The sequence below is a fragment of the Pseudoxanthomonas sp. GW835-FHT14C01 genome (assembly GCF_058793715.1).
Genome location: NZ_JBXAGB010000005.1, coordinates 45,379 through 70,904 on the forward strand (window position 1 = coordinate 45,379; position 25,526 = coordinate 70,904).

At 67.7% G+C, this 25,526-nt stretch carries 26 protein-coding genes; 3 read left to right on the forward strand and 23 right to left on the reverse strand.

What is annotated here, in order from left to right; all coding sequences use genetic code 11:
- Window positions 1-51 precede the first annotated feature (51 nt).
- From fliE to AC1Q5B_RS19595, 16 genes are all read right to left on the reverse strand, one after another.
- A complete protein-coding gene (gene fliE, locus AC1Q5B_RS19520) occupies window positions 52-411 on the reverse strand; it encodes a flagellar hook-basal body complex protein FliE (RefSeq protein WP_492633108.1) in 360 nt (119 codons plus the stop codon).
- A 77-nt stretch (window positions 412-488) separates the two neighbouring features.
- Window positions 489-1,964 (reverse strand): sigma-54 dependent transcriptional regulator, encoded by a 1,476-nt coding sequence (locus AC1Q5B_RS19525; RefSeq protein WP_492633109.1) that lies wholly within the window; start codon window positions 1,962-1,964, stop codon window positions 489-491.
- Entirely contained in the window at window positions 1,957-2,337 is a 381-nt protein-coding gene (locus AC1Q5B_RS19530; RefSeq protein WP_055944547.1) for a response regulator, read from the reverse strand. The genes AC1Q5B_RS19525 and AC1Q5B_RS19530 overlap by 8 nt, the downstream gene beginning before the upstream one ends.
- Window positions 2,338-2,352: 15 nt before the next feature.
- Entirely contained in the window at window positions 2,353-3,777 is a 1,425-nt protein-coding gene (gene rpoN, locus AC1Q5B_RS19535) for an RNA polymerase factor sigma-54 (protein WP_492633110.1), read from the reverse strand.
- Between the two features lie 237 nt (window positions 3,778-4,014).
- Window positions 4,015-4,647, reverse strand: a complete 633-nt coding sequence (locus AC1Q5B_RS19540) for a response regulator (protein ID WP_492633111.1) — start codon at window positions 4,645-4,647, stop codon at window positions 4,015-4,017.
- A gap of 216 nt (window positions 4,648-4,863) precedes the next feature.
- Window positions 4,864-5,445 (reverse strand): PilZ domain-containing protein, encoded by a 582-nt coding sequence (locus AC1Q5B_RS19545; protein WP_492633112.1) that lies wholly within the window; start codon window positions 5,443-5,445, stop codon window positions 4,864-4,866.
- 3 nt (window positions 5,446-5,448) lie between these two features.
- Window positions 5,449-5,754 carry a hypothetical protein gene (locus tag AC1Q5B_RS19550; RefSeq protein WP_492633113.1) on the reverse strand — a complete coding sequence of 102 codons (306 nt, stop codon included), beginning with the start codon at window positions 5,752-5,754 and terminating at the stop codon, window positions 5,449-5,451.
- Window positions 5,751-6,167 (reverse strand): flagellar export chaperone FliS, encoded by a 417-nt coding sequence (fliS, locus tag AC1Q5B_RS19555; protein ID WP_492633114.1) that lies wholly within the window; start codon window positions 6,165-6,167, stop codon window positions 5,751-5,753. Before fliS ends, AC1Q5B_RS19550 begins: the two co-directional genes overlap by 4 nt.
- Window positions 6,168-6,219: 52 nt before the next feature.
- Window positions 6,220-7,584, reverse strand: a complete 1,365-nt coding sequence (fliD, locus tag AC1Q5B_RS19560) for a flagellar filament capping protein FliD (RefSeq protein WP_492633115.1) — start codon at window positions 7,582-7,584, stop codon at window positions 6,220-6,222.
- A 391-nt stretch (window positions 7,585-7,975) separates the two neighbouring features.
- Window positions 7,976-9,175, reverse strand: a complete 1,200-nt coding sequence (locus AC1Q5B_RS19565; protein ID WP_492633116.1) for a flagellin — start codon at window positions 9,173-9,175, stop codon at window positions 7,976-7,978.
- A 173-nt stretch (window positions 9,176-9,348) separates the two neighbouring features.
- Window positions 9,349-10,554: a flagellin gene (locus AC1Q5B_RS19570; protein ID WP_492633117.1), complete on the reverse strand. Its 1,206-nt coding sequence runs from the start codon at window positions 10,552-10,554 to the stop codon at window positions 9,349-9,351.
- A 187-nt stretch (window positions 10,555-10,741) separates the two neighbouring features.
- A complete protein-coding gene (locus tag AC1Q5B_RS19575; RefSeq protein WP_492633118.1) occupies window positions 10,742-11,941 on the reverse strand; it encodes a flagellin in 1,200 nt (399 codons plus the stop codon).
- Between the two features lie 79 nt (window positions 11,942-12,020).
- Window positions 12,021-13,193 (reverse strand): flagellin, encoded by a 1,173-nt coding sequence (locus tag AC1Q5B_RS19580; RefSeq protein WP_492633119.1) that lies wholly within the window; start codon window positions 13,191-13,193, stop codon window positions 12,021-12,023.
- Between the two features lie 81 nt (window positions 13,194-13,274).
- A complete protein-coding gene (locus AC1Q5B_RS19585; protein WP_492633120.1) occupies window positions 13,275-14,483 on the reverse strand; it encodes a flagellin in 1,209 nt (402 codons plus the stop codon).
- A gap of 380 nt (window positions 14,484-14,863) precedes the next feature.
- Complete coding sequence (locus AC1Q5B_RS19590; RefSeq protein WP_492633121.1) at window positions 14,864-15,430, reverse strand: hypothetical protein; 567 nt, start codon at window positions 15,428-15,430, stop codon at window positions 14,864-14,866.
- Window positions 15,414-16,268: a hypothetical protein gene (locus tag AC1Q5B_RS19595; protein WP_492633122.1), complete on the reverse strand. Its 855-nt coding sequence runs from the start codon at window positions 16,266-16,268 to the stop codon at window positions 15,414-15,416. The genes AC1Q5B_RS19590 and AC1Q5B_RS19595 overlap by 17 nt, the downstream gene beginning before the upstream one ends.
- Window positions 16,269-16,433: 165 nt before the next feature.
- Between AC1Q5B_RS19595 and AC1Q5B_RS19600 the strand changes: the two genes are divergently transcribed.
- Window positions 16,434-16,850 (forward strand): hypothetical protein, encoded by a 417-nt coding sequence (locus AC1Q5B_RS19600; protein WP_492633123.1) that lies wholly within the window; start codon window positions 16,434-16,436, stop codon window positions 16,848-16,850.
- Between the two features lie 69 nt (window positions 16,851-16,919).
- On the opposite strand, the gene AC1Q5B_RS19605 is transcribed toward AC1Q5B_RS19600, so the two are convergent.
- Entirely contained in the window at window positions 16,920-17,327 is a 408-nt protein-coding gene (locus tag AC1Q5B_RS19605) for a GFA family protein (RefSeq protein WP_492633124.1), read from the reverse strand.
- An 87-nt stretch (window positions 17,328-17,414) separates the two neighbouring features.
- Here AC1Q5B_RS19605 and AC1Q5B_RS19610 point away from each other — a divergent pair, with 87 nt between their 5' ends.
- On the forward strand, window positions 17,415-18,365 hold the full coding sequence (locus AC1Q5B_RS19610) for a helix-turn-helix transcriptional regulator (RefSeq protein ID WP_492633125.1): 951 nt from the start codon (window positions 17,415-17,417) through the stop codon (window positions 18,363-18,365).
- A gap of 334 nt (window positions 18,366-18,699) precedes the next feature.
- Here the strand turns inward: AC1Q5B_RS19610 and AC1Q5B_RS19615 are convergent, their stop codons facing one another.
- Together AC1Q5B_RS19615 and AC1Q5B_RS19620 are read right to left on the reverse strand one after the other, a co-directional pair.
- Window positions 18,700-19,326, reverse strand: a complete 627-nt coding sequence (locus AC1Q5B_RS19615) for a TetR/AcrR family transcriptional regulator (protein ID WP_492633126.1) — start codon at window positions 19,324-19,326, stop codon at window positions 18,700-18,702.
- Complete coding sequence (locus tag AC1Q5B_RS19620; protein WP_492633127.1) at window positions 19,326-19,583, reverse strand: acyl-CoA-binding protein; 258 nt, start codon at window positions 19,581-19,583, stop codon at window positions 19,326-19,328. The genes AC1Q5B_RS19615 and AC1Q5B_RS19620 overlap by 1 nt, the downstream gene beginning before the upstream one ends.
- Window positions 19,584-19,734: 151 nt before the next feature.
- Between AC1Q5B_RS19620 and AC1Q5B_RS19625 the strand changes: the two genes are divergently transcribed.
- Entirely contained in the window at window positions 19,735-21,723 is a 1,989-nt protein-coding gene (locus AC1Q5B_RS19625) for an SDR family oxidoreductase (RefSeq protein ID WP_492633128.1), read from the forward strand.
- Between the two features lie 123 nt (window positions 21,724-21,846).
- On the opposite strand, the gene AC1Q5B_RS19630 is transcribed toward AC1Q5B_RS19625, so the two are convergent.
- From AC1Q5B_RS19630 to AC1Q5B_RS19645, 4 genes are all read right to left on the reverse strand, one after another.
- Complete coding sequence (locus AC1Q5B_RS19630; protein WP_492633129.1) at window positions 21,847-22,269, reverse strand: group II truncated hemoglobin; 423 nt, start codon at window positions 22,267-22,269, stop codon at window positions 21,847-21,849.
- An 83-nt stretch (window positions 22,270-22,352) separates the two neighbouring features.
- Window positions 22,353-23,297 (reverse strand): restriction endonuclease, encoded by a 945-nt coding sequence (locus AC1Q5B_RS19635; protein ID WP_492633130.1) that lies wholly within the window; start codon window positions 23,295-23,297, stop codon window positions 22,353-22,355.
- Between the two features lie 241 nt (window positions 23,298-23,538).
- Window positions 23,539-24,102, reverse strand: coding sequence for a phasin family protein (locus AC1Q5B_RS19640; protein WP_492633131.1), 564 nt, complete (start codon window positions 24,100-24,102; stop codon window positions 23,539-23,541).
- 93 nt (window positions 24,103-24,195) lie between these two features.
- A complete protein-coding gene (locus AC1Q5B_RS19645) occupies window positions 24,196-25,440 on the reverse strand; it encodes a patatin-like phospholipase family protein (protein ID WP_492633132.1) in 1,245 nt (414 codons plus the stop codon).
- Between the last annotated feature and the right edge of the window lie 86 nt (window positions 25,441-25,526).

Consider the following 25,526-nt stretch of genomic DNA (forward strand, 5'->3'; position numbering starts at 1 on the left):
ATGGATCGGTTCTAGGAAAGAGGGTGGGTGGGCAGCTGGGGAAGCTCAGCGTTACAACGGCATGTTCATGACGTCCTGGTACGCCTGCACCAGGCGGTTGCGTACTTCGACGGTGGCGCGGAAGGCGACCTGCGACTGCTGTGCGGCCACCATCACCCGCGCCAGGTCCGCGCGCGGGTCGCCCAGTTCGAAGGCCTGCGCCAGCGCGCCGGAGGTCTTCTGGGCGTTGTTCACGCCTTCCAGCGCGTTCTGCAGGGTGTCGCCGAAGCTGGGCGCCTTGATGCCCGGCTGTTCGAGTCCCACCCGGTTGGGCGTGAACGCGCCGGGGTTCGGCATCGGCTCCAGTGCGCGCGTACCGACCTGGTGCTGGTAGCTGCGGATCTGCGAGAGGATGGAGGTGACGTCGGACATGGGCGGGTGCTTCGGTCGTCGGAATGTCTTGCCTGATCAGTTGCAAGACCCGTGCCGGAAACCGCGCCCGTGCCCAGTCAGTTTTCCGTCGCCAGCGCGACGTCCTCGCGCTCGATGCCGTACTTGCGCAGCTTCTCGACCAGCGTGGTGCGACGCAGGCCCAGCAGCTGGGCGGCGTGCGCCACCACGCCGCCGGCGCGGTCCAGCGCATCGCGGATCAGGTTCAGCTCGATCTGCGCGATGTGCTCGCGCAGGTCGATGCCGGCTTCCGGCAGGCGGTCCGCGGGCGTCGCCGCGGCCGCCACGACGGCCGACGGTGCGGGCGCGGCAACGGCGACGGCGACGGCGGGCGGAGCCACGACCGGTGCCGGCGCCGCGACGGCCAGCGCCTCCACGCCTTCCGGCTGGTAGCGCTTGGGCAGGTCGGCCACGCGGACCAGGCCGCCCGGATGCAGCACGGCGAGACGCTCGACCAGGTTGGTCAGCTCGCGCACGTTGCCCGGCCAGGCATACAGGCGCAGGGCCTGCAGCGTCTCGTTGGCGAAACGCACCTCGCCGCGACCGGTGCGGGAGAGCTGCGTCGCGATGGTCATCACCAGGTCGGGCAGGTCGTCGGCGCGCTCGCGCAGCGCCGGCATCTCGATCGGGAACACGTTGAGGCGGTAGAACAGGTCCTCGCGGAAGTGGCCGTCGGCGATGCGCGCTTCCAGGTTGCGGTGGGTGGCGGCGATCACGCGCACGTTGCAGCGGATGGTCTGGTTGCCGCCGACGCGTTCGAAGCTGCGCTCTTGCAGCACGCGCAGCAGCTTGACCTGCATCGGCAGGCTCATGTCGCCGATCTCGTCCAGCAGCAGGGTGCCGCCCTCGGCCATCTCGAAGCGGCCCTTGCGGGCGCTCAGCGCACCGGTGAAGGCGCCTTTCTCGTGGCCGAACAGCTCGCTTTCTAGCAGGTCCGGCGGAATCGCGCCGCAGTTGATGGCGACGAACGGCCCGTCGCGACGCGGCGACTGGTCGTGGATGGCACGGGCCACCACTTCCTTGCCGGTGCCGGATTCGCCCAGCACCAGCACGGTGGTATCGAAGTTGGCGACCTGTTCGATCATGCGGCGCAGGCGGGTGACCGCCGGGCTGTTGCCGGTCGGGCCACTGGTGCTGACCTGCTGCGCCTGGTGTTCGGTGTCCAGCCGCTTCAGGCTGGCGCGGCGCAGGCAGGCTTCCAGCTGCGCGTGGCGGATCGGGCTTTCCAGGGACCAGACGCCGGCCTCGTGCAGGCCATGCGCGGCGGCGAAGCCCGCGGTGTCGCCTTCCAGCAGCAACACCGGCGGCGGCAGCGCGGACTTGCCCAGCCAGGCGAAGAAGCTGTCGGCGGCCTTCTGGTCGTCGAGCGAGCCGACCACCACCGCCAGCCAGTCGTGCTGGCGGGCGCGGCGGACATCCACGTCACCGGCGCTGGACACCCAGCGGGGCGTCAGGTCCATGAATTCGAGCAGTCCGGCCAGGCGTTCGGCACGGGCGGCGTCGGCGTCGATGACGAGGATGCGGGATTCACTCATGGCGGCGGTCTTTGAATTTTTCGAGGATGGGCAAGACTTCCTGGATGTAGGAAAGCTTGCTGACGAAGTCGTCGGCACCGGCGCGCATCGCGTGTTCGCGGTGCTCGGCGTCGTCGAAGTGGCTGGCGATCACGATGAAGGGCGGTGCGTCCTGGGTCTTGATCAGGCGGGTGGCCTGCAGGCCGCCCATCTCCGGCATGGCCAGGTCCATCAGCACCACGTCCGGACGCAGGGTCTCGGAGCGTTCGATGGCTTCCAGGCCATTGCTGGCGCGGCCCACGATGTCCAGCCACTCCACCTTGCGCAGGTGGCGCAGGGCGGCGTTGATGAAACCTTCGTGGTCGTCCACCAGCAGTACGGTGATCTTGCTCATTGCGCTCGTGCTCCGTTATCCAGCTTTTGCCAGGACGGATACGGTAGCGCGTCGGCGTTCCCGGGCGGGAGCGATATCGAGCTGTTCCCGGTACTTCGCCACGGTCCGGCGGGCGATGTGGATGCCCTGGCGGGCCAGCAGGCCGGCGATCGCCTCGTCGGCCAGCGGCTTGCCTGCCGGCTCGGCGTCGATCAGGCGGCGCACCATCGCGCGCACGGCCGGGCCGGACACGTTGGCGCCTTCCAGCCGCACCGCGAAGAAATGCTTCAGTTCGAACGTGCCGCGCGGGGTCTGCATGTACTTGCCGGTGGTGATGCGCGAGACGGTGGACTCGTGCATGCCGATGGTGTCGGCGATTTCCTTCAGGGTCAGCGGGGCCATCGCCTCGTCGCCCTGGGTCAGGAAGCCGGCCTGGCGTTCGACGATGGCACGCGCGGTGCGCAGCAGGGTGTCGTAGCGGATCGACAGGCCACGGGTCAGCCAGCGGGCTTCCTGCAGCAGTTCGCGCAGCTTGCCGGCGCCTTCGGACGGCTCGGCCTGGTCCAGCGCACGTTCCTGCAGGGCGTTGACGCGCACGCGCGGGGTGGTGGCCGGGTTCAGCGCCACGCGCCAGGCGCAATCGGCGTGCCAGGCCACCACGTCCGGCACGATGTAGCCGGTCGGAGCGGGGGCCAGCGAAGCGCCCGGGCGCGCGTCGAGCGACAGCACCAGGCGCACGCCTTCCATGACCTGGTCGAGCTCGAGGTCCAGCAGGCGGGCGAGGGCGTCGTACTCATGGGCGGCCAGCAGCGCCATGCCGTCGCTGACGATGCGCTGGGCGATGCGGCGGCCCGGCACGCGGCCCTGCAGGCAGTCCAGCTGCACCAGCAGGCATTCGCGCACGTCGGCGGCGGTCAGGCCGGGGAATTCGCCGCGCAGCAGGCGCTCGCGCAGCGCCAGCGCCGCGTCGGTGGTCAGGTCGAAGCGGGCCGAGGCCAGCAGCGCCAGGGTGTCGGGCGCCTGCTCCAGGTAGCCGGCGTCGTTGGTGTGCTCCAGCCAGAAGGCGACGACGTCGAGCGCGCGGTCGTCCAGTTCCAGCGCCAGCCGGTCCAGCACGCGCACATGCGGGTCGCTGGACTCGCCGGCCTCGACGCGCTGCATGCGGTCGTCGTCGCCGTCCTGCCAGCCCGCGCCGGGCACGTCCCACAGGCTGGATTCGGGCAGTTCGTCGAACGCGGCGGTTTCCAGCGGGGCGACATCCTGCGCAGGCAGCACGTCGATCTCGCCCGCCTGGTCGGCGTCGTGGGTTTCCTCGACTTCCAGCAGCGGATTCAGGTCCAGCGCACGGCGCACTTCCATTTCCAGCTGCAGGCCGTCGAGCTGCAGCAGCCGGATCGACTGCAGCAGTTGCGGCGTCAGGTGGAGTTGCTGCCCGAGCTGGGTGGAAAGTCCCGTCTTCATTCCCGTGGTCCCCGATTCGATGGCGTGCCGAGGCGGCTTCACATCGTGTTGACACTGTGCGGGGCGGGTGACGGAAAAAAAATCAGGGCGTTTCTGGTTCGGCTGCGTGCACGCCCGACGCGCCGTCGGGGTTTCCCCTACAGCGTCGGTTCAATGGCGGGAATGGGCGCCGGGAGCGGCGTTGCGATCACGGGATTCCGTCACGGAAAGGGCATCGCCCGCGGGTTACTGCAAGGCTCAGGCCAGTTCGTTCTGGTGGCGCGCGGCCAGCAGCAGCAGATCGTTGGCGCGGCGGCAGCCGAGCGACTCCATCATGCGCGCACGATGCGTTTCCACCGTCTTGACGCTGATGCCGAGCTGCGCGGCGATTTCCTTGCTGCTCATGCCGCTGCCGAGCTGGCGCAGGATTTCGCGCTGCCGCGGCGACAGCGCGGCGATGCCGGTGGGACGTTGCGGGTTGAGCATCGGCGCCAGCATCTTCGACGACACCTGCGGGCTGAGGAACACCTGGCCGTTGGTGGCGGCGCGCAGGGCGAGCTCCAGTTCCATCGGTGCGGCTTCCTTGACGACGAAGCCCGCGCAGCCGCGGTCGAGCGCCACGCGCACCTGGGTGGGATCGTTGTGCATCGACATCATCACCACGCGCGTCTGCGGCAGCGAATCGCGCAGCAGTGGCAGCAGCTCCAGGCCGCTGCGGTCGGGCAGCGACAGATCCAGCAGGATCAGGTCGGGGCGATGGATGGCCGCCATGTCGAGCGCCTGCTGCGCATTGCAGGCCTCGGCCACCACGTCGACATCGGGCAGCGCCTGCAGCAGGCGTCCGATGCCGGCGCGGACCAGGGTGTGGTCGTCGACGATGAGTACACGCACGTGAGAGTCGGTGGCGATCGCGTTGCAGGAATCAAGTCACGATAGCGGCGCCGTGCGACTACGCCAATTCACTATCGCGACGAAGATGTGAAACCCCGACCTGAGTCACAGTTAGGGCGCGTGTGTCGCGCGGAAAACCACGAAATCCGCAAGGCGACTCCGTGATGTTCGTAGGCCATGCGCGGGAGCGGTCACGCGCCGGCGCGCATCGCGTGTTCAGAGGCGGCCTGCCTGGCGCGCTTCCGCGACCTGCCGCCGGTGCAGGCGGAACAGGTGGCGGTCCATCGCTTCGGCCAGGCCGGCATTGAGCGCATCGAACTGCAGCCACAGGTGGTGCAAGCCTTGCGAGCCTTCCACCTGGTCCATCACGAGGGCCGGCAGTTCGATCTGGTCGCTCAGCCATGTGGCGGGCTGCACGGTGACCACGCCGGGCGTACCGGCGATGCAGGCGACCGGCGCCGCGGCGTCCAGCCGCAGGCCGCGATGCGACCAGCGCAATGCGGTGACGGGCAACGGTGCTTCCTGCGCGCGGACGAGGCGGCCGAGCAGCGACAGCACCAGGTCGAGCTTGGCCTCGATGCGCTGTTGCGATGGCGTCGCTTCCTTGCGCTCCTCGGGGTCGTCGCCGCTGACGTCTTCGGCGATGGCCAGGCCTTTCAGCAAGGCTTCCGACGGCGCCTGCATCACCGCCCGGCGAACGCTGTCGAAACGCGCCGGAAGCACCACGTCGCAGGTCAGGGCGCCGTCGAACAGCGCGTGCTCCGCCGGATGTTCCACCAGGACGATCGACGCAGGCATGCGTCAGCGCTCCACGACGGAGAGGTAGGCACGCGCGGCGCGGTCGGCGCGTTGCGTCGCATGCAGGCGGACGCGCGCCTGTTCGCGGGCGTCCTGCATGCTCTTCTGCAGTTCCAGCTGCGCGCGCAGCAGCACGGCCAGCGCATCGTAGCCCGCGGTCCTGCCGCCGTCGGCATGCAGGAACGCGCGCACGTCGTGATCGTGCCGGTTGAGCAGGCGCTCCACGTCTTCCAGTTCGCCGGCATGCAGCGCATGCCGCATGCCGTCCAACTGGGCGAACAGGTCGTCCAGGGCCGGTGCGGCGCTCATCCTGCCGCCGCCATCGCGGGCACGTGGCGCTGTTCGTTGGGGATCGCGTTCCAGGCCGATTCGATTTCGCCCAGCAGGTCGAGCGATTCGCGCAGCGCGGCCGGATCGTTGTGCAGGTTGGCTTCGATCAGGCGGGTCTGCACGTAGTCGTACAGTGCCGAGAGGCTGCCGGCGATCTCGCCGCCGGCCTCGTGGTCGAGCGAGCCGTTGAGGTGGCCGATGATGGCGCTGACTTCGCCGATCGCCTTGCCCTTGCGCGCCAGGTCGCCCCGCACCACGCAGGCTTCCGCCAAGCGCAGGCGCTCGCAGGCGCCCGCCAGCAGCAGGGCGACCAGGCGGTGCGGGTCCGCTTCCATCACGGCGCTGCTGAGGCCGGTGTTGCGGTACTGCGCGGCATAGGACTGAAGTGACATTGGGTGTTCTCCTGGGGCGACGAGCCGGTGCGGGGCATCGTCGCCACGTGGCTTATCCGGTCTGGTTGGAAAGCGAGGCCAGTTGCTGGGCGAGGTAGTTGCTGGTGGTGCTCATCTGTCCGACCAGTGCGTCCATGGCGACGAATTGCGCCTTGTAGCGGTTTCCGACGGCTTCCATGCGGACGTCCAGCGCCTTGCGCTGCGTGGCGACGTCCTTGATCTGCGCGTTCAACCCGTTGCTGCGCAGGGTGAAGGCGCCGTCGGTGCCGATATAGCTGCCGACGGCCTTCTGCAGTGTGCCGGCGAATGCGGTGTCGCCGGTGAAGGCGGTGCGGATCTTTTCCGGATCCGCCGTGAGGGCGGCGGTGAACTTGCTGCTGTCGAACACCAGCGTGCCGTCGGACGAGGGGTATCCCTTGGTCTGCAGGCCCAGCGTCTTGGCGTCCAGGCCCTGCGCGGCGAGGTCGCCGAGCAGGTTGCCCATCATGTTGCGCAGCTGTCCCGACGCGCTGCGCATCTGCGCATCGCCCGTCAGTGCGGAAGGCTCGTTGGTGTCCGCGTTGTACTTCGTGGACGCGTTGATGGCGTTGATGGCGGTGTTGTACGCCGTCACGAAATCCTGGATCAGCTTGCTCGCGGCCGCGGTGTCCGTGGACACGGTGACCGTGCTGGTGCCCTTGGTCTTCAGGTCCAGGGTCAGGCCGGGCACGGCCTCGGTGATCTTGTTGTTGCTGGCGGTGACGGTCAGGCCATCGATCTTTACCTCGGCGTCCGCCGCCGGTACCCGTTCCTGCAGGCTGCCGACCAGCGACTGCAGGTCGCTGCCGCCGGAGGTGAAGGCGAGGGTGATCCCGTTGGCCGCGCCGGTCTTGTCCGACGACACCGACAGGTACTGGCCTTCGTTGGACGTCAGTACGCTGGCCTGCACGCCCTTGCTGCGCGCGGCGTTGTTGATGGCGCTGCGCACGTCCTGCAGGGAGGCGTCCGCGGGGATGTCGATCGCCAGCGATTCGCCGCCCACGGTCAGCGTCAATTGGCCGGCGCCGAAGGTCTGGGCCGCAGCGACCGGCGTGTCGGTGATCCATTTGTTGGCGGTGGCCAGCTCGACCACCTCCACGTTGTAGATGCCGTTGGGCGTGCCGTTCGAAACGCTGGCGCCCGCCACGGTGTCCGTGCCGGACTTCACCGTGCGCACGTCGAAGGCGGTGGCGGATTTGAGCGCCTTGAGCGCCGTATCCAGGGTACTGAAGGCGGAACTGACGGTGCCGATGGCGGACAGCTTGAACTTCGCCTGGCTCTCGATGCGGTTCAGGCGGTTGTCGGCGGGCTTGCGATCCGCGGCCACCAGCTGTTCGACCATGCCGGTGATGTTCATCCCGGAGCCGACGCCGCCGTAACCCAATGAATAATCCGCCATTGCCTTGTCTCCTGTCTGGCCCTTTCCGCAAAAAGGGAGGCCGGGCGGGTCGCCATCCGATCACGAATGGGACCCGCCCGTGCAGTACCAATAACGGCCCGGCTGAGCCGTTCTTTAGCCGCATTTCTCCGTCTCCCACCGCCGCCGTGGGTCCGGCGTGCTGGTGAGAAATGCAGGCAGGGGCGGGGATGCAGGGTTTGTGCCAGAAGAGCGAGGAGTGAGTGGAAGCGAGACCACGAGGTCCCTGCCTTTACTCTCTCCTCTCCGCTCACTCCTGCCCAAAAAAATACCCCCGCCGTTACCGGCGGGGGTTGGGGTACTGCCAAACGGAGGGAGACGAATCCGTCCGTGACGACAGGGAACTACGGAGGTCTTTGGCGCGCGCCGCGCGTCAGCGCAGCAGGGACATCACGTTCTGGGGCACCTGGTTGGCCTGGGCCAGCATGGCCGTACCGGCCTGCTGCAGGATCTGGGTGCGGGTCAGTTCGGCGGTTTCCTTGGCGAAATCCGTGTCACGGATGCGGCTGCGCGAGGCGGCCAGGTTTTCCGAGCTGGTCTGCAGGTTGGCGACGACCGAGGTGAAGCGGTTCTGCACCGCACCCAGGTCGGCGCGGGCCGAGTTCACCGCCGTCAGCGCCTTGTCGACGATGGTGACCGCGCGCGAGGCGTTGAGGTAGGTGGTGACATCCAGGTCCGACAGGCCCTTCACTTCGCCCGCGCCGGGCACGCCGCCGGTGACGCCGACGCCCGAGGCGATGCCGGCCGCGCCACTGGTGCCGTACACCACGGTGATGCCGGCTGCGGCGCCGCTGTCGTTGAGCGCGGCGCCGACGGTGTAGTACGAACCCGTCGTGCCCGTGGATTCGGCGTAGATGCCGTGCTCACCGACCTTGGCGTTGATGGCGCCCATGATCCTGGCGGTGACCTGGGCGCCGGTGTCGCCCGCCTTCACCTCGACATCGTCGATCGCGAAGGTCTTGCCGGCAGGGTTGGTGATCGAGATGCCGGTGATCTTGCCATCGGCGGTCGCGGTGCCGGTCGCCACGCCCACGCCGCTGGTGGAGCCGAACTGGACCTTGCCCAGTGCCGTGGACTTCGCATCGACGGTCTTGTCGATGGCGATAGCCTGGCCGGCGTTCGCACCGACCTGGAACAACTGGCTGGAGAACGAACCGTCCAGCAGCTTGGTGCCGTTGAACTCGGACTGCTTGGCGACGCGATCGATTTCGGCGGTCAGCTGCTTCACTTCCGCATTCAGTGCGGCGCGGTCGGACGACGAGTTCGTCGCGTTGGACGACTGCACGGCCAGTTCGCGGATGCGCTGCAGGTTGTTGCCGATCTCGGTCAACGAGCCTTCGGCGACCTGCGCCAGCGAAATGCCGTCGTTGGCGTTGCGCACGGCCACGTCGAGACCGCGGATCTGCGTGCTGAAGCGCTCGGAGATGGCCAGTCCGGCCGCGTCGTCCTTGGCGCTGTTGATGCGCAGGCCCGAGGACAGGCGCTGGATGGTGGTGGCGAGCGAGGCGCCGCTGGTGCTCAGGTTGCGCTGAGCGTTCAACGACATCGTGTTGGTGTTGATGACCTGTGCCATGACGCGGACCTGAGGAAAAGAAGAGAGGGCTTAAATCGCAGAAGGAAGGCCCGGCGCCCGCCACCAAGGCGGTGGAAGGCGGAAGGAAGGCGAACCTTCCTTCCCGGCGCGAAACGGAGGGAGACGAATCCTTCCGGGACGCCTGCGCCAGGCGACGATTCCTGTGGAGCGGTTTAGCGGAGCAGCGACATCACGTTCTGGGGCACCTGGTTGGCCTGGGCCAGCATGGCCGTGCCGGCCTGCTGCAGGATCTGGGTGCGGGTCAGTTCGGCGGTTTCCTTGGCGAAATCGGTGTCGCGGATGCGGCTGCGCGAGGCGGCCAGGTTCTCGGAGCTGGTCTGCAGGTTGGCCACGACCGAGGTGAAGCGGTTCTGCACCGCACCCAGGTCGGCGCGGGCCGAGTTCACCGCCGTCAGCGCCTTGTCGACGATCTCCAGCGCCTGCTGCGCGCCCTTGACCGAGCTGATGTCCAGGTTGGCGGCGTACTGCTTCGTGGTGGCGACCGTGCTGGCAGCGACGTCGGCCGGGGCAGTGCCGCCGGTCCAGGTGCCGGTGTCGATGGCGATGCCCTTGAAGGCGCCGCTAGTGCCGACGCTGTCCTTGACGGAGGTCAGGTTGATCGCGCCCGCGGCGCCGAGTTCGGCGTACACGCCGCTCTCGCCGATCTTGGCGTTGATCGCGGTGACCAGCGCCTTGGCGGCGGCGTCACGGGTGGCGGCACCGGAACCTTGCGCGGCCACATCGATCGTGTCGATGGTGACGGCGGCGCCGTCGGCATTGGTCAGCTGCAGGCCTTCGATCTTCAGCGCAGTGACGCCGTCGGCCGGGGTCGCGGTGGTGAAGGTGGCCGTAGCGAACATCGCGCCGCCCAGGGCGCTCGCCTTGGCATCGACGGTCTTGTCGATGGCGATGGCCTGGCCGGCGTTGGCGCCGACCTGGAACAGCTGGCTGGAGAACGAACCGTCCAGCAGCTTGGTGCCGTTGAACTCGGACTGCTTGGCCACGCGATCGATTTCGGCGGTCAGCTGCTTCACTTCCGCATTCAGTGCGGCGCGGTCGGACGAGGAGTTCGTCGCGTTGGCCGACTGCACCGACAGCTCACGGATGCGCTGCAGGTTGTTGCCGATCTCGGTCAACGAGCCTTCGGCGACCTGGGCCAGCGAAATGCCGTCGTTGGCATTGCGCACGGCCACGTCGAGGCCGCGGATCTGCGTGCTGAAGCGTTCGGAGATGGCCAGACCGGCCGCGTCGTCCCGCGCGCTGTTGATGCGCAGGCCCGACGAGAGGCGCTGGATGGTGGTGGCGAGCGAAGCGCCGCTGGTGCTCAGGTTGCGCTGAGCGTTCAACGACATCGTGTTGGTGTTGATGACCTGTGCCATGACGGGGTCCTGGAAAGAGGGAGGGTGTTGCCTGGAACGTGCGGCGGTAACGAAGAGGAATGCCCGGCGCCCGCCACCAAGCCGGTGGAAGGCGGAGAGGTGGCGGTGCCACCCCTCCCGGCGCGAAACGGAGGGAGACGAATCCTTCCGGGACGCCTGCGCCAGGCGACGATTCCTGTGGAGCGGTTTAGCGGAGCAGCGACATCACGTTCTGCGGCACCTGGTTGGCCTGGGCCAGCATGGCCGTGCCGGCCTGCTGCAGGATCTGGGTGCGGGTCAGTTCGGCGGTTTCCTTGGCGAAATCGGTGTCGCGGATGCGGCTGCGCGAGGCGGCCAGGTTCTCGGAGCTGGTCTGCAGGTTGGCGACGACCGAGGTGAAGCGGTTCTGCACCGCGCCCAGGTCGGCGCGCGCCGAGTTGACCGAGGTCAGCGCCTTGTCGACGACTTCCAGGGCCTGCTGCGCACCCTTGACCGAGCTGATGTCCAGCGAGGAGACGAAGCTGGAGTTCGCGGTGGCCGCGGCGGTGACGGCGGTGATGCCGGTCAGGCCGATCTGGGTCGCGTTGGCCGGAACGGCCACGGTGCCCGCGCCGCCGGTGATCGTGCCCGCGGTCAGCGTGACGTCCTTGTCGGCCTTCAGCGATTCCAGCGTGATGCCGCCGGTCGCGCTGACGGTGGCACGCAGGCCGGTTTCGCCCATCTGCGCATTGATGCCGTTGGCGACCGTCTTGGCCACGTCCACGCCGGTGTCGCCGGCCTTCCAGCTGATGTCGCTGATGGTCACGCCGTTCAGCACCAGGCCGGACAGCTTGCCGTCGGAGGTGGCGGCCGCGGCATCGGTGGTCGCCACGCGGTCGGCGGCGAACTTCACGCCACCCAGCGCATCGGCCTTGGCGTTGACGACCTTGTCGATGGCGATGGCCTGGCCGGCGTTGGCGCCGACCTGGAACAGCTGGCTCGAGAACGAACCGTCCAGCAGCTTGGTGCCGTTGAACTCGGACTGCTTGGCCACGCGATCGATTTCCGACGCCAGCTGCTTGACTTCGGCGTTCAGCGCGGCGCGGTCGGACGAGGAGTTCGTCGCGTTGGCCGACTGCACCGACAGCTCACGGATGCGCTGCAGGTTGTTGCCGATCTCGGTCAGCGAGCCTTCGGCGACCTGGGCCAGCGAAATGCCGTCGTTGGCATTGCGCACGGCCACGTCGAGGCCGCGGATCTGCGTGCTGAAGCGTTCGGAGATGGCCAGACCGGCCGCGTCGTCCTTCGCGCTGTTGATGCGCAGGCCCGACGACAGGCGCTGGATGGTGGTGGCCAGAGAGGCGCCGCTGGTGCTCAGGTTGCGCTGAGCGTTGAGCGACATCGTATTGGTGTTGATGACTTGTGCCATGGAGGGTTCCTCAAGGCGTTGGAGAGGTGGACATCAGGCGTGCGGAGAGAGAGTCGTCCGCCCGATGCCGTTCAGCGGCTTAACGCAGCAGGGACATCACGTTCTGGGGCACCTGGTTGGCCTGGGCCAGCATGGCCGTGCCGGCCTGCTGCAGGATCTGGGTGCGGGTCAGTTCGGCGGTTTCCTTGGCGAAGTCGGTGTCGCGGATGCGGCTGCGCGAGGCGGCCAGGTTCTCGGAGCTGGTCTGCAGGTTGGCGACGACCGAGGTGAAGCGGTTCTGCACCGCACCCAGGTCGGCACGCGCGCCGTTGACGGCGGTCAGCGCCTTGTCGACGATCTCCAGCGCCTGCTGCGCACCCTTGACCGAACTGATGTCCAGGTTGCTGGCGTACTGCTTGGTCGGCGCCGCACCGGCGGCGTAACCGGCCGCCGTCGTGGTGAAGGCGGTGAACGCGCCGCTCGCGTTGACGCTGTCCTTGACCGAGGTCAGGGTGACCGCGCCGGCCGCGTTGGCTTCGGCGTAGACGCCGGTTTCGCCGACCTTGCTGTTGATGTGCGCGGCCAGCTGCTTGCCGGTCTCGCTGGCGTTGGCGGCGGCCAGGCCGACGCTCTTGACGGTCAGGGCGTCGAAGCTGACCGCCGTGCCCTTGCTGTCGGTGATGGTGAACGCCGCCACCACCTGGTCGGTATTGTCCGTACCCGTCACCGCGGCGATGGTGCCCGTGGCGAACTGGGCGCCGCCCAGGGCATTGGCCTTGGCGTCGACGGTCTTGTCGATGGCGATGGCCTGGCCGGCGTTGGCGCCGACCTGGAACAGCTGGCTGGAGAACGAACCATCCAGCAGCTTGGTGCCGTTGAACTCGGACTGCTTGGCCACGCGATCGATTTCGGCCGTCAGCTGCTTCACTTCCGCATTCAGTGCCGCACGGTCGGACGAGGAGTTCGTCGCGTTGGCCGACTGCACCGACAGCTCACGGATGCGCTGCAGGTTGTTGCCGATTTCGGTCAGCGAACCTTCGGCGACCTGGGCCAGCGAGATACCGTCGTTGGCGTTGCGTACGGCCACGTCGAGGCCGCGGATCTGCGTGCTGAAGCGTTCGGAGATGGCCAGACCGGCCGCGTCGTCCTTGGCGCTGTTGATGCGGAGACCCGACGACAGACGCTGGATGGTCGTGGCCAGCGAGGCGCCGCTGGTGCTCAGATTGCGCTGAGCATTCAACGACATCGTGTTGGTGTTGATTACCTGTGCCATGAGAAGTTTTCCTTAGGCGTGTGTCGCACGGGGGATGGAGGGTTCAACGCTTCCCGGCCGTGCAACCCGGGACGCAAAGGCTTAGTTCCGCAGCAGGGACATCACGTTTTGGGGCACCTGGTTGGCCTGGGCCAGCATGGCCGTGCCGGCCTGCTGCAGGATCTGGGTGCGGGTCAGTTCGGCGGTTTCCTTGGCGAAGTCGGTGTCGCGGATGCGGCTGCGCGAGGCGGCCAGGTTTTCCGAGCTGGTCTGCAGGTTGGCGACCACCGAGGTGAAGCGGTTCTGGATGGCACCCAGGTCGGCGCGGGCGCCATTGACCGAGGTCAGGGCCTTGTCCACCACTTCCAGGGCGCGCTGCGCACCGGCGAAGGTGGTGATGTCCAGGGCCTGGACGAAGGAGCCGGTCGCCGCCAGATCGCCGCCGTTGGTGCTGGTTTCGGTCAGGCCCAGGTTGGCGGCCGTCGAGATGGTGGCGCCGGTGACGGCCGGACCGCCGAAGGCGAGGGCGAATTCCTGGCCGCCCTTGATACCGGACAGATTGATGACGCCCGCCTTGACCTCGGCGTAGACGCCGGTCTCGCCCAGTTTGGCGTTCAGCGCGGCGGCTGCGCCCTGGGTGATCGACTGGCCGGCCTTCACTTCGAAGGCGCCGATGTCGATGGTCTTGGTGACGCCGGCATTGGTCGTGGTGACCTGCAGCTGGGAGAAGGTGGTGTCGGCCGTGGCCGCATCCGCCGCCAGCGCGGTGCCGGTGTAGAGGTTGGCGAAGGTCACGCCGCCCAGCGTCTGGGCGCGGGCGTCGACGACCTTGTCGATGGCGATGGCCTGGCCGGAATTGGCGCCGACCTGGAACAGCTGGCTGGTGAACGAGCCGTCCAGCAGCTTGGTGCCGTTGAAGTCGGCCTGCTTGGCGACGCGGTCGATTTCGGCGGTCAGCTGCTTGACTTCTGCGTTCAGTGCGGCGCGGTCGGACGCGGAGTTGCTGGCGTTGGAGGACTGCACGGCCAGTTCGCGGATGCGCTGCAGGTTGTTGCCGATCTCGGTCAGCGAGCCTTCGGCGACCTGGGCCAGCGAAATGCCGTCGTTGGCATTGCGCACGGCCACGTCGAGGCCGCGGATCTGCGTGCTGAAGCGTTCGGAGATGGCCAGACCGGCCGCGTCGTCCTTCGCGCTGTTGATGCGCAGGCCCGACGACAGGCGCTGGATGGTGGTGGCCAGAGAGGCGCCGCTGGTGCTCAGGTTGCGCTGAGCGTTGAGCGACATCGTATTGGTGTTGATGACCTGTGCCATGTTCGTCTCCTCTTATTTGGATTCACGGCGTTGAAGGGAAAAGACGCTGCCGGTTTGTTTTGTTGGGCTAGTCGTCTTCGTGTTGCGAAATGAATAACGGCGCTGCCAAAAAAACCTTTAGGGGTTGCGCGAAAATTTGTGCTAGGTGCCGGAAAGCCCCGCTGGACGGGCGTTTCATCGGGTATCGAAAAAGGCGATGGAGCGCCTAAAGAAGGCGCGCGGCGAGCCGTTAAGTGCGCCCGGTCATGCCGGCGAGGCCGAGCCGGCGCATGCGGGAGGCATCCACGCGACAGCGCGGAGCCGAGCAGGCTCGGTTGCTCGGACGTGAAAACGCGCGGGGTATGCGAGCGGCGGAGCGCGCTGCGCGATGCGACGTATGACTATCGCGGGCGCTGTGCGCGCCAGGCATCCTCGGGATCGGCGAGCAGCGACAGCGACGGCATGCGGTACTCGCAACCGACCAGCGTGCGTCCCTGCAGGCCGGGTTGTTCGGCGGCATAGACGACGAGTGCGTGCGCGTCGTCGAGCGCGCCCGACAGGGGTGCATCCTTGCTTTCTTCCAGGGCGCGTTCGAGCTGGGCGGTGGCCTGTTCGATCGGGCTGTCGACGAGCAGCAGCACGCGGTTGTCGGTGATGACGACCGCATCGCTCTCGTGGCCCCACGCCTGAACGGGCGCTTCCAAGCGATAGAGATCCATCATCGGCGCGCTGTACTGCCGCTCGGTCTGCACGAACTCGGTCGGACGTTCGCGCCGAAGGCGCGGCAGCAGTCCGGGCACATCGGCGATCGAGGTGCGGCAGGCGAGGGCGTCCCGCAACGTATCCGTGGGGGCGGTCTCTATCGCGGGGGGCGGCGTGGCCGCCGATTGCGCGTGCAGGGGGGCGGTCGTGCCGGTCAGCGCACAGGCCGCCAGCACGAAGGCGAGGGCGTTACTCGATCTGGGCATTCGCGTAGGCGGCGTCCAGCGCTTCCATGGCGTCGCGCGGTTTCAGCTTGCCGGCCTTCTCGAACGAGGCGGCCGCCGCGTCTTCCTTCTTGTCGCCGTGCAGGAGCAGCAGCACGTTCGCGTATTCGACGTGCGCGATGGGCGAGTCCGGCGTCAGCTTCAGGGCCGTCTTGATGTGCGATTCGGCTTCGCTCGCCTTGGCGCCGTAGGTCAGGCCACCGATCATCGCGCCGATCTTGTCGATGATCTCGGCGTGGTACAGCGCCAGCGCGGTATGCGCCTCGGCGTGCTTGGGTTCCCGCTCCAGCGTGGCATCCAGCGCGGCGCGGACCTTGCCGGCGACGCCCTGCTTGAGCGCCTTGGCGATGCTCAGGCCCTGGCTGTAGCGGCCGAGCGCGAAGGCATGGCGATAATGGCTGTTGGCTTCGTCGGGCAGCGCCTTGATCGCCGCTTCCGCCAGCTTCGCGGCCTGCTCGAAGCGCTTCAGCTGTTCGGCCTCGTCTGTGACCAGATACGTGGCATGGATGCCCAGGGCCTTCACCGCGACCGACGCGCCCAGCGGTCCGAGCGCTTCGCCGGCGTCGTACGCCGCCTGGAAGTCGCCCCGGTGGAACGCGCGCCATGCGTCCTGCAGCCGTTGTGCGAGGTCCGCCGGCTCGACGCCCTTGGCCGCCTTGCCGGCGGCAGCGATCAGCGCCTTGGCGCGCTTTTCGTCGGGGTAGGGCTCCTGGTCGCCGGCGTGCAGCGCGGGCCAGGCCTTCTTCAGTGCATCGCCGGCGTAGGCGTAGGCCTTTGCATCATGCGGAAACGGAGCCCACTTCGAAGATTTCGCTGCCATCGGTGATCCCTCCCAGGAAGCGGCGAGCATCGCCGCGAACGCCGTCCGCAGGCAACCCCTACGCAATCCATCGCGTCAGCGGCCAATAGTGTGATTGCTCGACGCGGGCCGGACAGCATCCCGTCATGGAAGCCGGCCGCCGTGGTCGGCATGTGGACCGCCCCCATGGCCGCCAAGAAGACCACCCGCAAGACGCCCGAACCCACCCTGCGCCATGTCTGGCTCGCCGGACTCGGCCTGATCGCCGTCGCCCGCCGCGAAGCCGTCGGCGCTGCCAACGACGCCGTCGGCAAACTGCAGGCCGCACGCCAGCAGGCGGAAGCTCTGGCAGGTCAGGCGCAACGCGATGTGCTGGGGCGCCTGGCCGGTGTCCGCGAGCAGGGCGAAGCCAGCGTCGAACGCTTCAGCGCCGACGTCGAAGCCCGCCTGCAGCCGGTGCTGGTCAAGCTGGGCCTGAAGAAGACGTCCGCCCGCAAGCCGGCGCCGCGCGTCCGCAAGAAGCCGGCCGCCAAGCGGACCCGTGCCGCTGCCACGCCCCGCCAGGCCGCCGCGAAGCGCCCGACCCGTCGCAGTCGCGCCTGATCGCCGACGCCAGCGCATGGTCAACGTAACGCCCCGGCATGCCGGGGCGTTACGTTGTGCGGTGTCGGATCAGAGGTGGCGCGTGACGGCGGGTTCGGAGAACCAGTCGTTGTCGCGCCCGTTGGCGTAGCGGATCGGAACCTCCGCGAGCAGGGCGGGCTCCACCTCGTCCAGGCAGGCCAGGTTCACCGAGTAATAGCGTCCGCCCAGCACGTCCAGCTCGCCCCGGCCGAACGATTTCACGCCACAGTGCTTGCAGAACAGGTGTTCCACCATGCCGCTGCCGAACGGGTAGCGGGTCAGCGCGTCCTCGCCCTGCTGCAGGCGGAAGGCCTCCGGCTTGACGATGGCGCCCCAGTACCGCGTCTTGGTGCAGATCGAACAGTTGCATCGGCCGCTGCCGGCGGCCAGGTCGAGGTCGACTTCGTAGCGGACCGCGCCGCAGTGACAACTTCCCCGGAACGTCTGGACGGTCATCAGGCTCGCTCTCCGCTGGTCGGTGGATGCCAGTGTGGCGGATATCGAGGACAGGATCAGTCCTCAATAGGCGCGCATACTGCGCCCATGCTGAGCACCTCCAACCGTCTCCTTCGCCTGCTCTCGTTGATGCAGTCCCGCCGGCACTGGACCGGCGCCGAACTGAGCCAGCGGCTGGAGGTCGATCGCCGGACCCTCCGGCGGGATGTCGAACGCCTGCGCGAGCTCGGCTATCCCATCGATGCCTCCCCCGGGTTGGGGGGTGGCTATCGTCTCGGGTCCGGTTCCGCCATGCCGCCGGTGCTGCTGGAAGACGACGAGGCCGTCGCAGTGGCGGTGGCTCTGCGCACGGCCGCGGCCAGCGTCGGCCGGATGGAAGACACCGCGCTACGGCTGCTGTCCAAACTCGACCAGTGGCTGCCGGCGCGGCTGCGCAAGCGCGCGAGCGCCTTGTATTCGGTCACGTTGTCGCTGGCCGGCGGCGTGCCGACGTCCGATGTGGACCTGCTGCTGCGCATCGCCGGCGCCTGCCGTGACGGTTTCCGGCTGCGCATGCACTACCGCGACCGCAGCCAGCGCGCGACGGAGCGCCTGATCGAACCGCTGCGCCTGGTGCACACCGGCAGTCGCTGGTACTTGGTCGCGTGGGACCTGAAACGCGAGGACTGGCGGACCTTCCGCGTGGATCGCGTGCAGTCGTTGCACGACACCGGCATGCAGTTCGCCCCGCGCGAATTTCCCGGCGACGTGGCGGATTACGTGGCCAAGTCGATCACCCAGCCGTTCACCCGTTACCAGGTCAGGTTGCGACTGCCAGGTTCCGTCGCCGACCAGGCCGCACGCGTACCGACGTGGTGCGGCATCCTCGAGGCTGGCGATGCGCATCACTGCATGCTGGAACTGGGGGCCGAATCGATCGATGCGCTGCTCGCCCTGATGGCGCTGATCGGCCCGGACTTCGAGATCGTCGACGATCGCGGCCTGCTCCCAGAGCTGCGCGCGGCATCGACCCGGCTGGGCGACCGGCTGGCCGCCTGACGCCTGCGGCGCTGCGGGCGTACACCCGTAGCGCGGCGCCCGCTCCGCTGCGCTTCTTCATTCCCACGCTGCCGACACTCCGCGGCGTCGAGCAAGCTCGACGTTACGCCGGGGTCTCGCCCGCGTTCGGCAGCATTCCGTAGAGCGGAGCTTGCTCCGCTGCTCTTCGTTCCGTACGCGCGGCAGGGCAAGGTGCGCGCCCGCTCCGGGTCGGCGTAGAGCGGAGCTTGCTCCGCTGCCTTGGCTTCGGTTGCGTGCCTGATGGCTCGCGCCGTCGAGCAAGCTCGACGCTACGAAGAAGCCCCGCGGACACAGCGCCGCGTGGTACGGCCCCTCAATCCGTGTAAGCCTGGGTCAACGTGTTCAGATGCACGCGTTCCGCGTCGCGCAGGAACGGGGCCACCAGCATCATCACCTGCACGATGCCCTGGCGGATGGCGGCCTGTTCGTCCTTCTCGCCCCGCGTGGCGGCGTAGTTCAGCCAGAAGGTGGAGATCACCAGCACGTTGGTGGCGGTCGCCGCGAGTTCCGCAGCGGAGGCACGCATCACGCCGGCATGTCCCATGCCGCGCATCACCGCGTGCGCGCTGTCATCGGCGCGCTTGAGGATGCGGGCGAAGCGCAGGCGGAGGCGGCGGTTGCGGCTGAGGATTTCGACCAGGTCGCGATAGAGGAACCGGTAGTCCCAGATGCACTCGAATACCAGGTGCAGCTGCAGCCAGATGTCTTCCAGTCCCGGCAGCCGGTCGGTGGGGGGGGTCAGGGCGGCATCCATGCGCTCTTCATAGCGCGCGAAGAGCTGCTCGATGATGTCGTCCTTGTTGCGGAAGTGGTAGTACAGGTTGCCCGGGCTGATCTCCAGCTCGTCGGCGATGTGGTTCGTCGTGACGTGCGGCTCGCCCTGCGTGTTGAACATCGTCAGGGCGGCGTCGAGGATGCGCTGGCGGGTGTCGCGTGCCACTACGCGATGAGCTTCTTCACCAGGTCCACGTACTTCTTCTGCGCGTCTTCCTGCGGCGTGCCCTTGAGCTTGGCCCATGCCTCGTACTTGGCGGTGCCGACGAAGTCGAAGAACCCGGGCTTGTCGCCCTTTACGTCGCCCTCCGCGCCCTGCTTGTACAGGCCGTACAACCGCAGCAGCGTGTCGTTGTCCGGGCGCTCGGACAGCGTCTGGATGTCCTTGGATGCCTGTTCGAACGCATTCTTCAGATCTGCCATGGATGATCCCTCCCAGTGATCGGGGCCATCACACCACGGGCGCTGGGGGCGGTCAATCCGTGACGGGATTGTCGAATCCGGGTCGCTCTGGCAAGTTAGCCCGCAGGGCGGTCGGAGGGGCTGGCCCACACAACTCGAGGATTGGGTCGTCATGAGCTATTTCGTCACGGGCGCCACGGGATTCATTGGCCGCTACCTAGTCGGCAACCTCCTCAAGCGCAGCGGGACGGTCCACGTGCTGGTCCGCAAGGACTCGCAGAAGAAGTTCGACGCCATCGCCAGGAAGGCGGGCTGGGACATGAAGCGCGTGTCCGTGGTGCACGGCGACATGACCAAGCCCAAGTGCGGACTGACGCCCGCGCAGTTGCGTGCCCTCAGCGGCAAGGTGAAGCATTTCTTCCATCTGGCGGCCGTCTACGACCTGACCGCCAGCCGCGAGTCGCAGCAGGCGGCCAACATCGACGGCACCCAGCACGCGCTCGACCTCGCCGCCGCGCTCAAGGCCGGCTGCTTCCACCACACCAGTTCGATTGCGGCCGCCGGCCTGTATCCCGGCATCTTCCGCGAGGACATGTTCGACGAGGCCGAGGGCCTGGACGATCCCTACCTGCGCACCAAACACGATTCCGAAGGCCTGGTCCGCAAGGAGACGCGCATCAAGTGGCGCATCTACCGCCCGGGCATGGTGGTGGGCCACTCGAAGACCGGCGAGATCGACAAGATCGACGGGCCTTACTATTTCTTCACGCTGATCAAGAAGCTGCGCGAGCTGCTGCCGCAGTGGGTGCCGGTGCTCGGCATCGAAGGCGGGCGCATCAACATCGTACCTGTCGACTTCGTGGCCGACGCGATGGACCACATCGCGCACAAGCCGAAGCTGGACGGCCACACCTTCCACCTGACCGATCCCGAACCGATGCGCGTGGGCGAGGTGCTGAACACCTTCTGCCGCGCCGGCCATGCGCCGGAGATGACGATGCGCATCGACGCACGCATGTTCGCGTTCGTGCCGGGCAGCATCCGCATGGCCGTGGGCAACCTGCCGCCGGTGCGCCGCTTCATCGGCATGCTGCTGCGCGACTTCCAGATCCCGAAGGAAGTGTTGAAGTTCATCACCTATCCGACGCGTTTCGACAGCCGCGAGACAGAGCGTGCGTTGAAGGGCAGCGGCATCACGGTGCCGCGCCTGGACGGCTATGCCTGGCGCCTGTGGGATTACTGGGAGCGCCACCTCGACCCGGACCTGTTCATCGACCGCTCGCTGAAGGGCAAGGTGCGCAACAAGGTCGTGGTGATCACCGGGGGCTCGTCCGGCATCGGCCTGTCCACCGCGCAGCGCGTGGCCGAAGCCGGCGCGACCACGATCATCGTCGCGCGCGGCGAGGAGGAACTGTTCAAGGCCCGCGACGACATGAAGAAGGCAGGTGGCAAGGTGTTCGCCTACACCGCCGACCTGGCCGACATGGCCGACTGCGACCGGCTGGTGAAGACCGTGCTGGACGAGCATGGTCACGTCGACATCCTCATCAACAACGCGGGCCGCTCCATCCGCCGTTCCATCGAGGCCAGCTACGACCGGTTCCATGATTTCGAGCGCACGATGCAGCTGAACTATTTCGGCAGCATCCGGCTGATCATGGGCTTCCTGCCGAAGATGACGGAGCGCCGCAAGGGCCACATCATCAACATCAGTTCGATCGGTGTGCTGGCCAACTCGCCGCGCTTCTCCGCATACGTGGCGTCGAAGGCAGCGCTGGACGCATTCAGCCGCTGTGCGCAGGGCGAACTGTCCGGCAAGGGCATCAGCTTCACCACGATCAACATGCCGCTGGTGAAGACGCCGATGATCGCGCCGACCAAGATGTACGACAGCGTGCCGACGCTGTCGCCGGAGGAGGCGGCCGACCTGCTGGTCAAGGCGATCATCGAGAAGCCCAGCCGCATCGCGACGCGCCTGGGCATCTTCGCCGCGCTGGTCAACGCGGTGGCGCCGAAGGCCTACGAGGTGGTGATGAACACCGCGTTCGAGCTGTTCCCCGATTCGGCGGCCGCCAAGGGCGACCGCAAGGCATTGAAGGAATCCGCACCGAGTCAGGAGCAGATCGCGTTCGCTTCGCTGATGCGGGGCGTGCACTGGTAGTCGCTCTTTGCGAACGATGTACTCAAAAGTGCAAGGGTTTGCATTGTAGCGCCGGGCTTGCCCGGCTTCGCGATCGGTCCATGGCCTGGCCGTGGGCAGAAGAGCAGCGGAGCAAGCTCCGCTCTACGCGTTCTGCGGGTCCGCCCACCGCAGTGGCACCGCTTGCAGGTTGCGCATGTGCAGCGCCAGCGGTTCGATCCGCGACCAGATGACGTCGCGCAGTTCGACGTCATCGACCGTCTCCGTCATCGCGCCATGGAAGCAGGCCAGCCAGCCGCTGGCTTCCTCCATGCCGATCCGGAACGGCAGGTGGCGGGCGCGCAGCATCGGTGCACCGTGCTTCTGCGTGAACAGCGGTGGTCCGCCCAGCCAGCCGCTGAGGAACTCGAACAGCTTCTGTTCGCTGCCCGCGAGCGAATCAGGATGCTGGGCGCGCACGGCGGCGGCTTCCGGCAGCGTGTCCATCAGCACGTACATGCGCTCTGTCATGCGGCGCAGGCCGGCTTCACCGCCGATGCGGTCATAGAGGGTGGGGGCGTTGGTCATGGGATGGAAAGCGGGATGATGGCCGGATCATCCGGACGCGAGCCCAGCGTGCACAGCGACCGAACGTCGCGGCGCACGGCTGATTACATCGTCTTGCACTGGCGCCAGCGCACCGGCTCGCTGCTGCCCGGTGGCGGATTGAGCTGCACGCGGCTGGTGCGCAGGGCGGGATAGCGCTCCAGCTCCAGGCAGATCCATGGCCAGACTTCCTTCTCGCTGGCCGCGCGATCGATGCTCAGCGTCAGCTTGGTCTGCCAGACGCCGCGGGTGATGCCGGGTGTCTTCGACAGCGCCTTCAATACGTTGGCCATCTGCGCCTCCAATTCCGCCTCGGTCGGCTCGCGGAAGCTCTCCTGCGCAACCGGGGCGGGGGCGGCGGGCGCTTCGGACCGCACGGGCGCGGCCGGTGCGGGCGCAGCGACTTCGTCGTTCGCCGGATGGGTGCCGGACCAGGCGACCATCGCCAACGCGCCCAGGGTGACAGCGCCCAGCCAGGAAATGCTGGTGTGGCGTTTGGCCCGGCCGGCCGCGTAGTGGGTGATCTGTTCGAGCAGGGCGGGTTCGACCAAGTGGCGAACTTCAGGCCACAGGCGAGGACCGTCGAGCAGCTCGATGCTGGTGCCCTGGGCGGCGTCGCGACCCTCTTTTTCGACCTTGCCCTCGGTGGCCAGGATGCCGCCCTGCGCCGCACCCAGGCGGATGCTGGCCGCGAGCTCCTGCACCGGCGCGGCCGCGATCCGGTAGGCCGAGCCGTGCTTGCAGGACAGCAGCCAGCGTTCTTCGCCGCGCGCAAGCAGGAACGTCGCCTGAGGCTCGCGCGACTCCTGCTGCTCGGGCGTCGCTTCGACCAGTCCCCGTTCCGCCATCGCGTCGAGGACGAGCCGGGAGAATTCACGCCAGCGGAGCCCGGACAGCGCATGCAGGCCGTAGGACATTTCGTCGCGGGGGCGGCGGACCAGCCAGAAGTAGACCGTGGCGGCAATGCCGCTGACCAGGGTAACGGCCAGGCCGATAAGCCAAATGGACATGTGTTGCGGGGCGTTGTTGTTATTAGACCCGCGATTCTACCGGGCCGGCCCTGCGCATGTCTTTGAGTGTCCGGCGGCAAATCCGGTGACGGGCGCGGAAGCGCCCGCCAGTCCGAAGCCGTAAGGGGAGGGGAGCAAACGAACTTCGATGGACTGGCGGGCGGAATGATTGTTACGTCATTCGATGTTGCCGCGCAACAAATTTTTATTCAGAAACGCGCACGAAAAACCATGTGCCGCCTTATGGTGCAGCCTTCCTGCGCGATGCACGCTTTGCGGGCGTTTTCTTCGCTGCAGGCGTCGTTTTCCTGGCGCTGGCGGCCTTGCGCGGACGCGCGGCGCGGGCCGTTTTCGCTGCCGGCACGCCACCCAGCTTGCGCAGTTCGGCATTCAATGCCTCCACGCGATCGATCAGCGTCGACAGGTCTTCGCGGCTGGGCACTTCAAGGCGACGCAGCGCGCGGTGCACGCGCTCCTCGAATACCTTTTCCAAGCGGTCCCATGTATCCGAGGCGCGTTCGCGCGCCTGGCCGACCGTGGTTTCCATCGCATCGCGCATGGCCTGCGCCTTGCCGCCGGCCGCCTTGCGCGTGGTCTGCTCCAGCGACAGGCCCTCCTTCACCAGCGTCTCGAACAGTTTGGTGCCTTCGGCCTGCGCGCGACCGAATGCGCCGACGCCGGCCAGCCATACCTGTTGGGCGGATTCGCCCAGGCGCTTGGACAACTGTTCGGCCTGCGCCTGCAGGTTCTCGTTGCTGGAAGCGGAAGCGGTCTTCTTGCGGGCGGATTTCTTCAGCGTGGCCATGGCGTTCCGTCGTTGGAGGTGGTGGAAGTGCGTGCCAGATTCGACGCCGCGTCTAGAGTTTTCACACCAGCGGGTGACGCGTCCGTGATCGGGTCAGGAGCGCCGCGCGGCACGGTGCCGGGAGACCAGCTGGTCCACGTCGTCCAGCGCGCGGCGCAGGCGGGCGGTGGTCTCGGTCATGCGCGGAGTCACGTCCAGGCCGTCGAGGATCGAGCGGTGGCGATCGTTGACGATGTCCTCGTTGTAGCGGATGCCGTGCGCGGCGAGCATCGGCTTGAGGACGGGGGCGCGCTTGCGCAGGTCGGCCAACGTGTTGCGATAGGCGAGCTGGCAGACGCGATGTCGCGAGGAAAAGCTGAAGAGGTTGGTGAAGAACAGCTCGCTGTCGTCCGCGTTCGGCTCGAATACCAGCTGGTCGATGTCCGGATACCGGTACGGGTACTTTTCCATGCCGATCTGCATGCGCGATTGCAGCAGCGTACGCAGCGTCTGCGACAGCACCGCAGGGAGGCCGCCACTGGCCAGGCCGACCTGTTCCGCCTCGTCGGCCTGGGGCGCCGCCTGGTTGGCATCGAACGGCACCAATGGATTGATGCCGATCATCAGGTCGATGCCCCGGTCCAGCACGGTGCTCGCATGCATGGTGCGGCGCAGGGCGCCGTCGAGGAAATGGCGGCCGCCGATCTCCACCGGCGGATACAGGCCGGGCAGGGCGGAACTGGCCTGCACGGCGCGCGAGATCGGGATGTCGTCCCAGCCTTCCTCGCCGAAGCGCACCGCCTCGCCGCTGTCCAGGTCGACCGCGACCACGAACAGGTCGGCGTCGAGCGCACGGAAGTCGTTGCTGCGGCCGCGCCGGCTGAAGATGTCGCGCAGGAAGCGCTCCACTTCCTCGTTGTCGAAGATGCCGGTCGGCACCAGTCCGCCGAAGCGCAGGAACAGGTCCGACCAGCGCGTCGCGCGGCGCGGGTTGCGGACCAGTCGCGACAGCCAGTCGGCGTACAGGCCCGGCAGGCTGGCCGCCCGCCGCAGGTACTCGCCGACGTTGGGGCGCAGGAAGGTCTCGGGACGGAACTCGGCGTCGTCGCTGGTGCCGGTGATGAAGATGCGGCACATCTCGGCCGTGCCCATCCGGTTGGCCAGCCCGGCCGCGAGGAAGGCCCCCGAACTCACGCCCACGTAGCAGTCCATCCGGGTCAGGTCCAGGCCGTCCAGCGCTTCGTCCAGGGCGCGCAGCGCGCCGAGTTCGTACATGCCGCCGATGGGCCCCCCGCCGGCGATGGCCAGCCCGATCTTGCCGTTGTGGCCGCGTTGCCGTGCGCTGTGGATCGAAAGCATGAACTACCCGTGGTGACCTTGCCGCCCGAGTGTAGCCGACCGGATAACGGGTTGCGGCGGTCGCGGGCTGCCCGGATCATCCACGC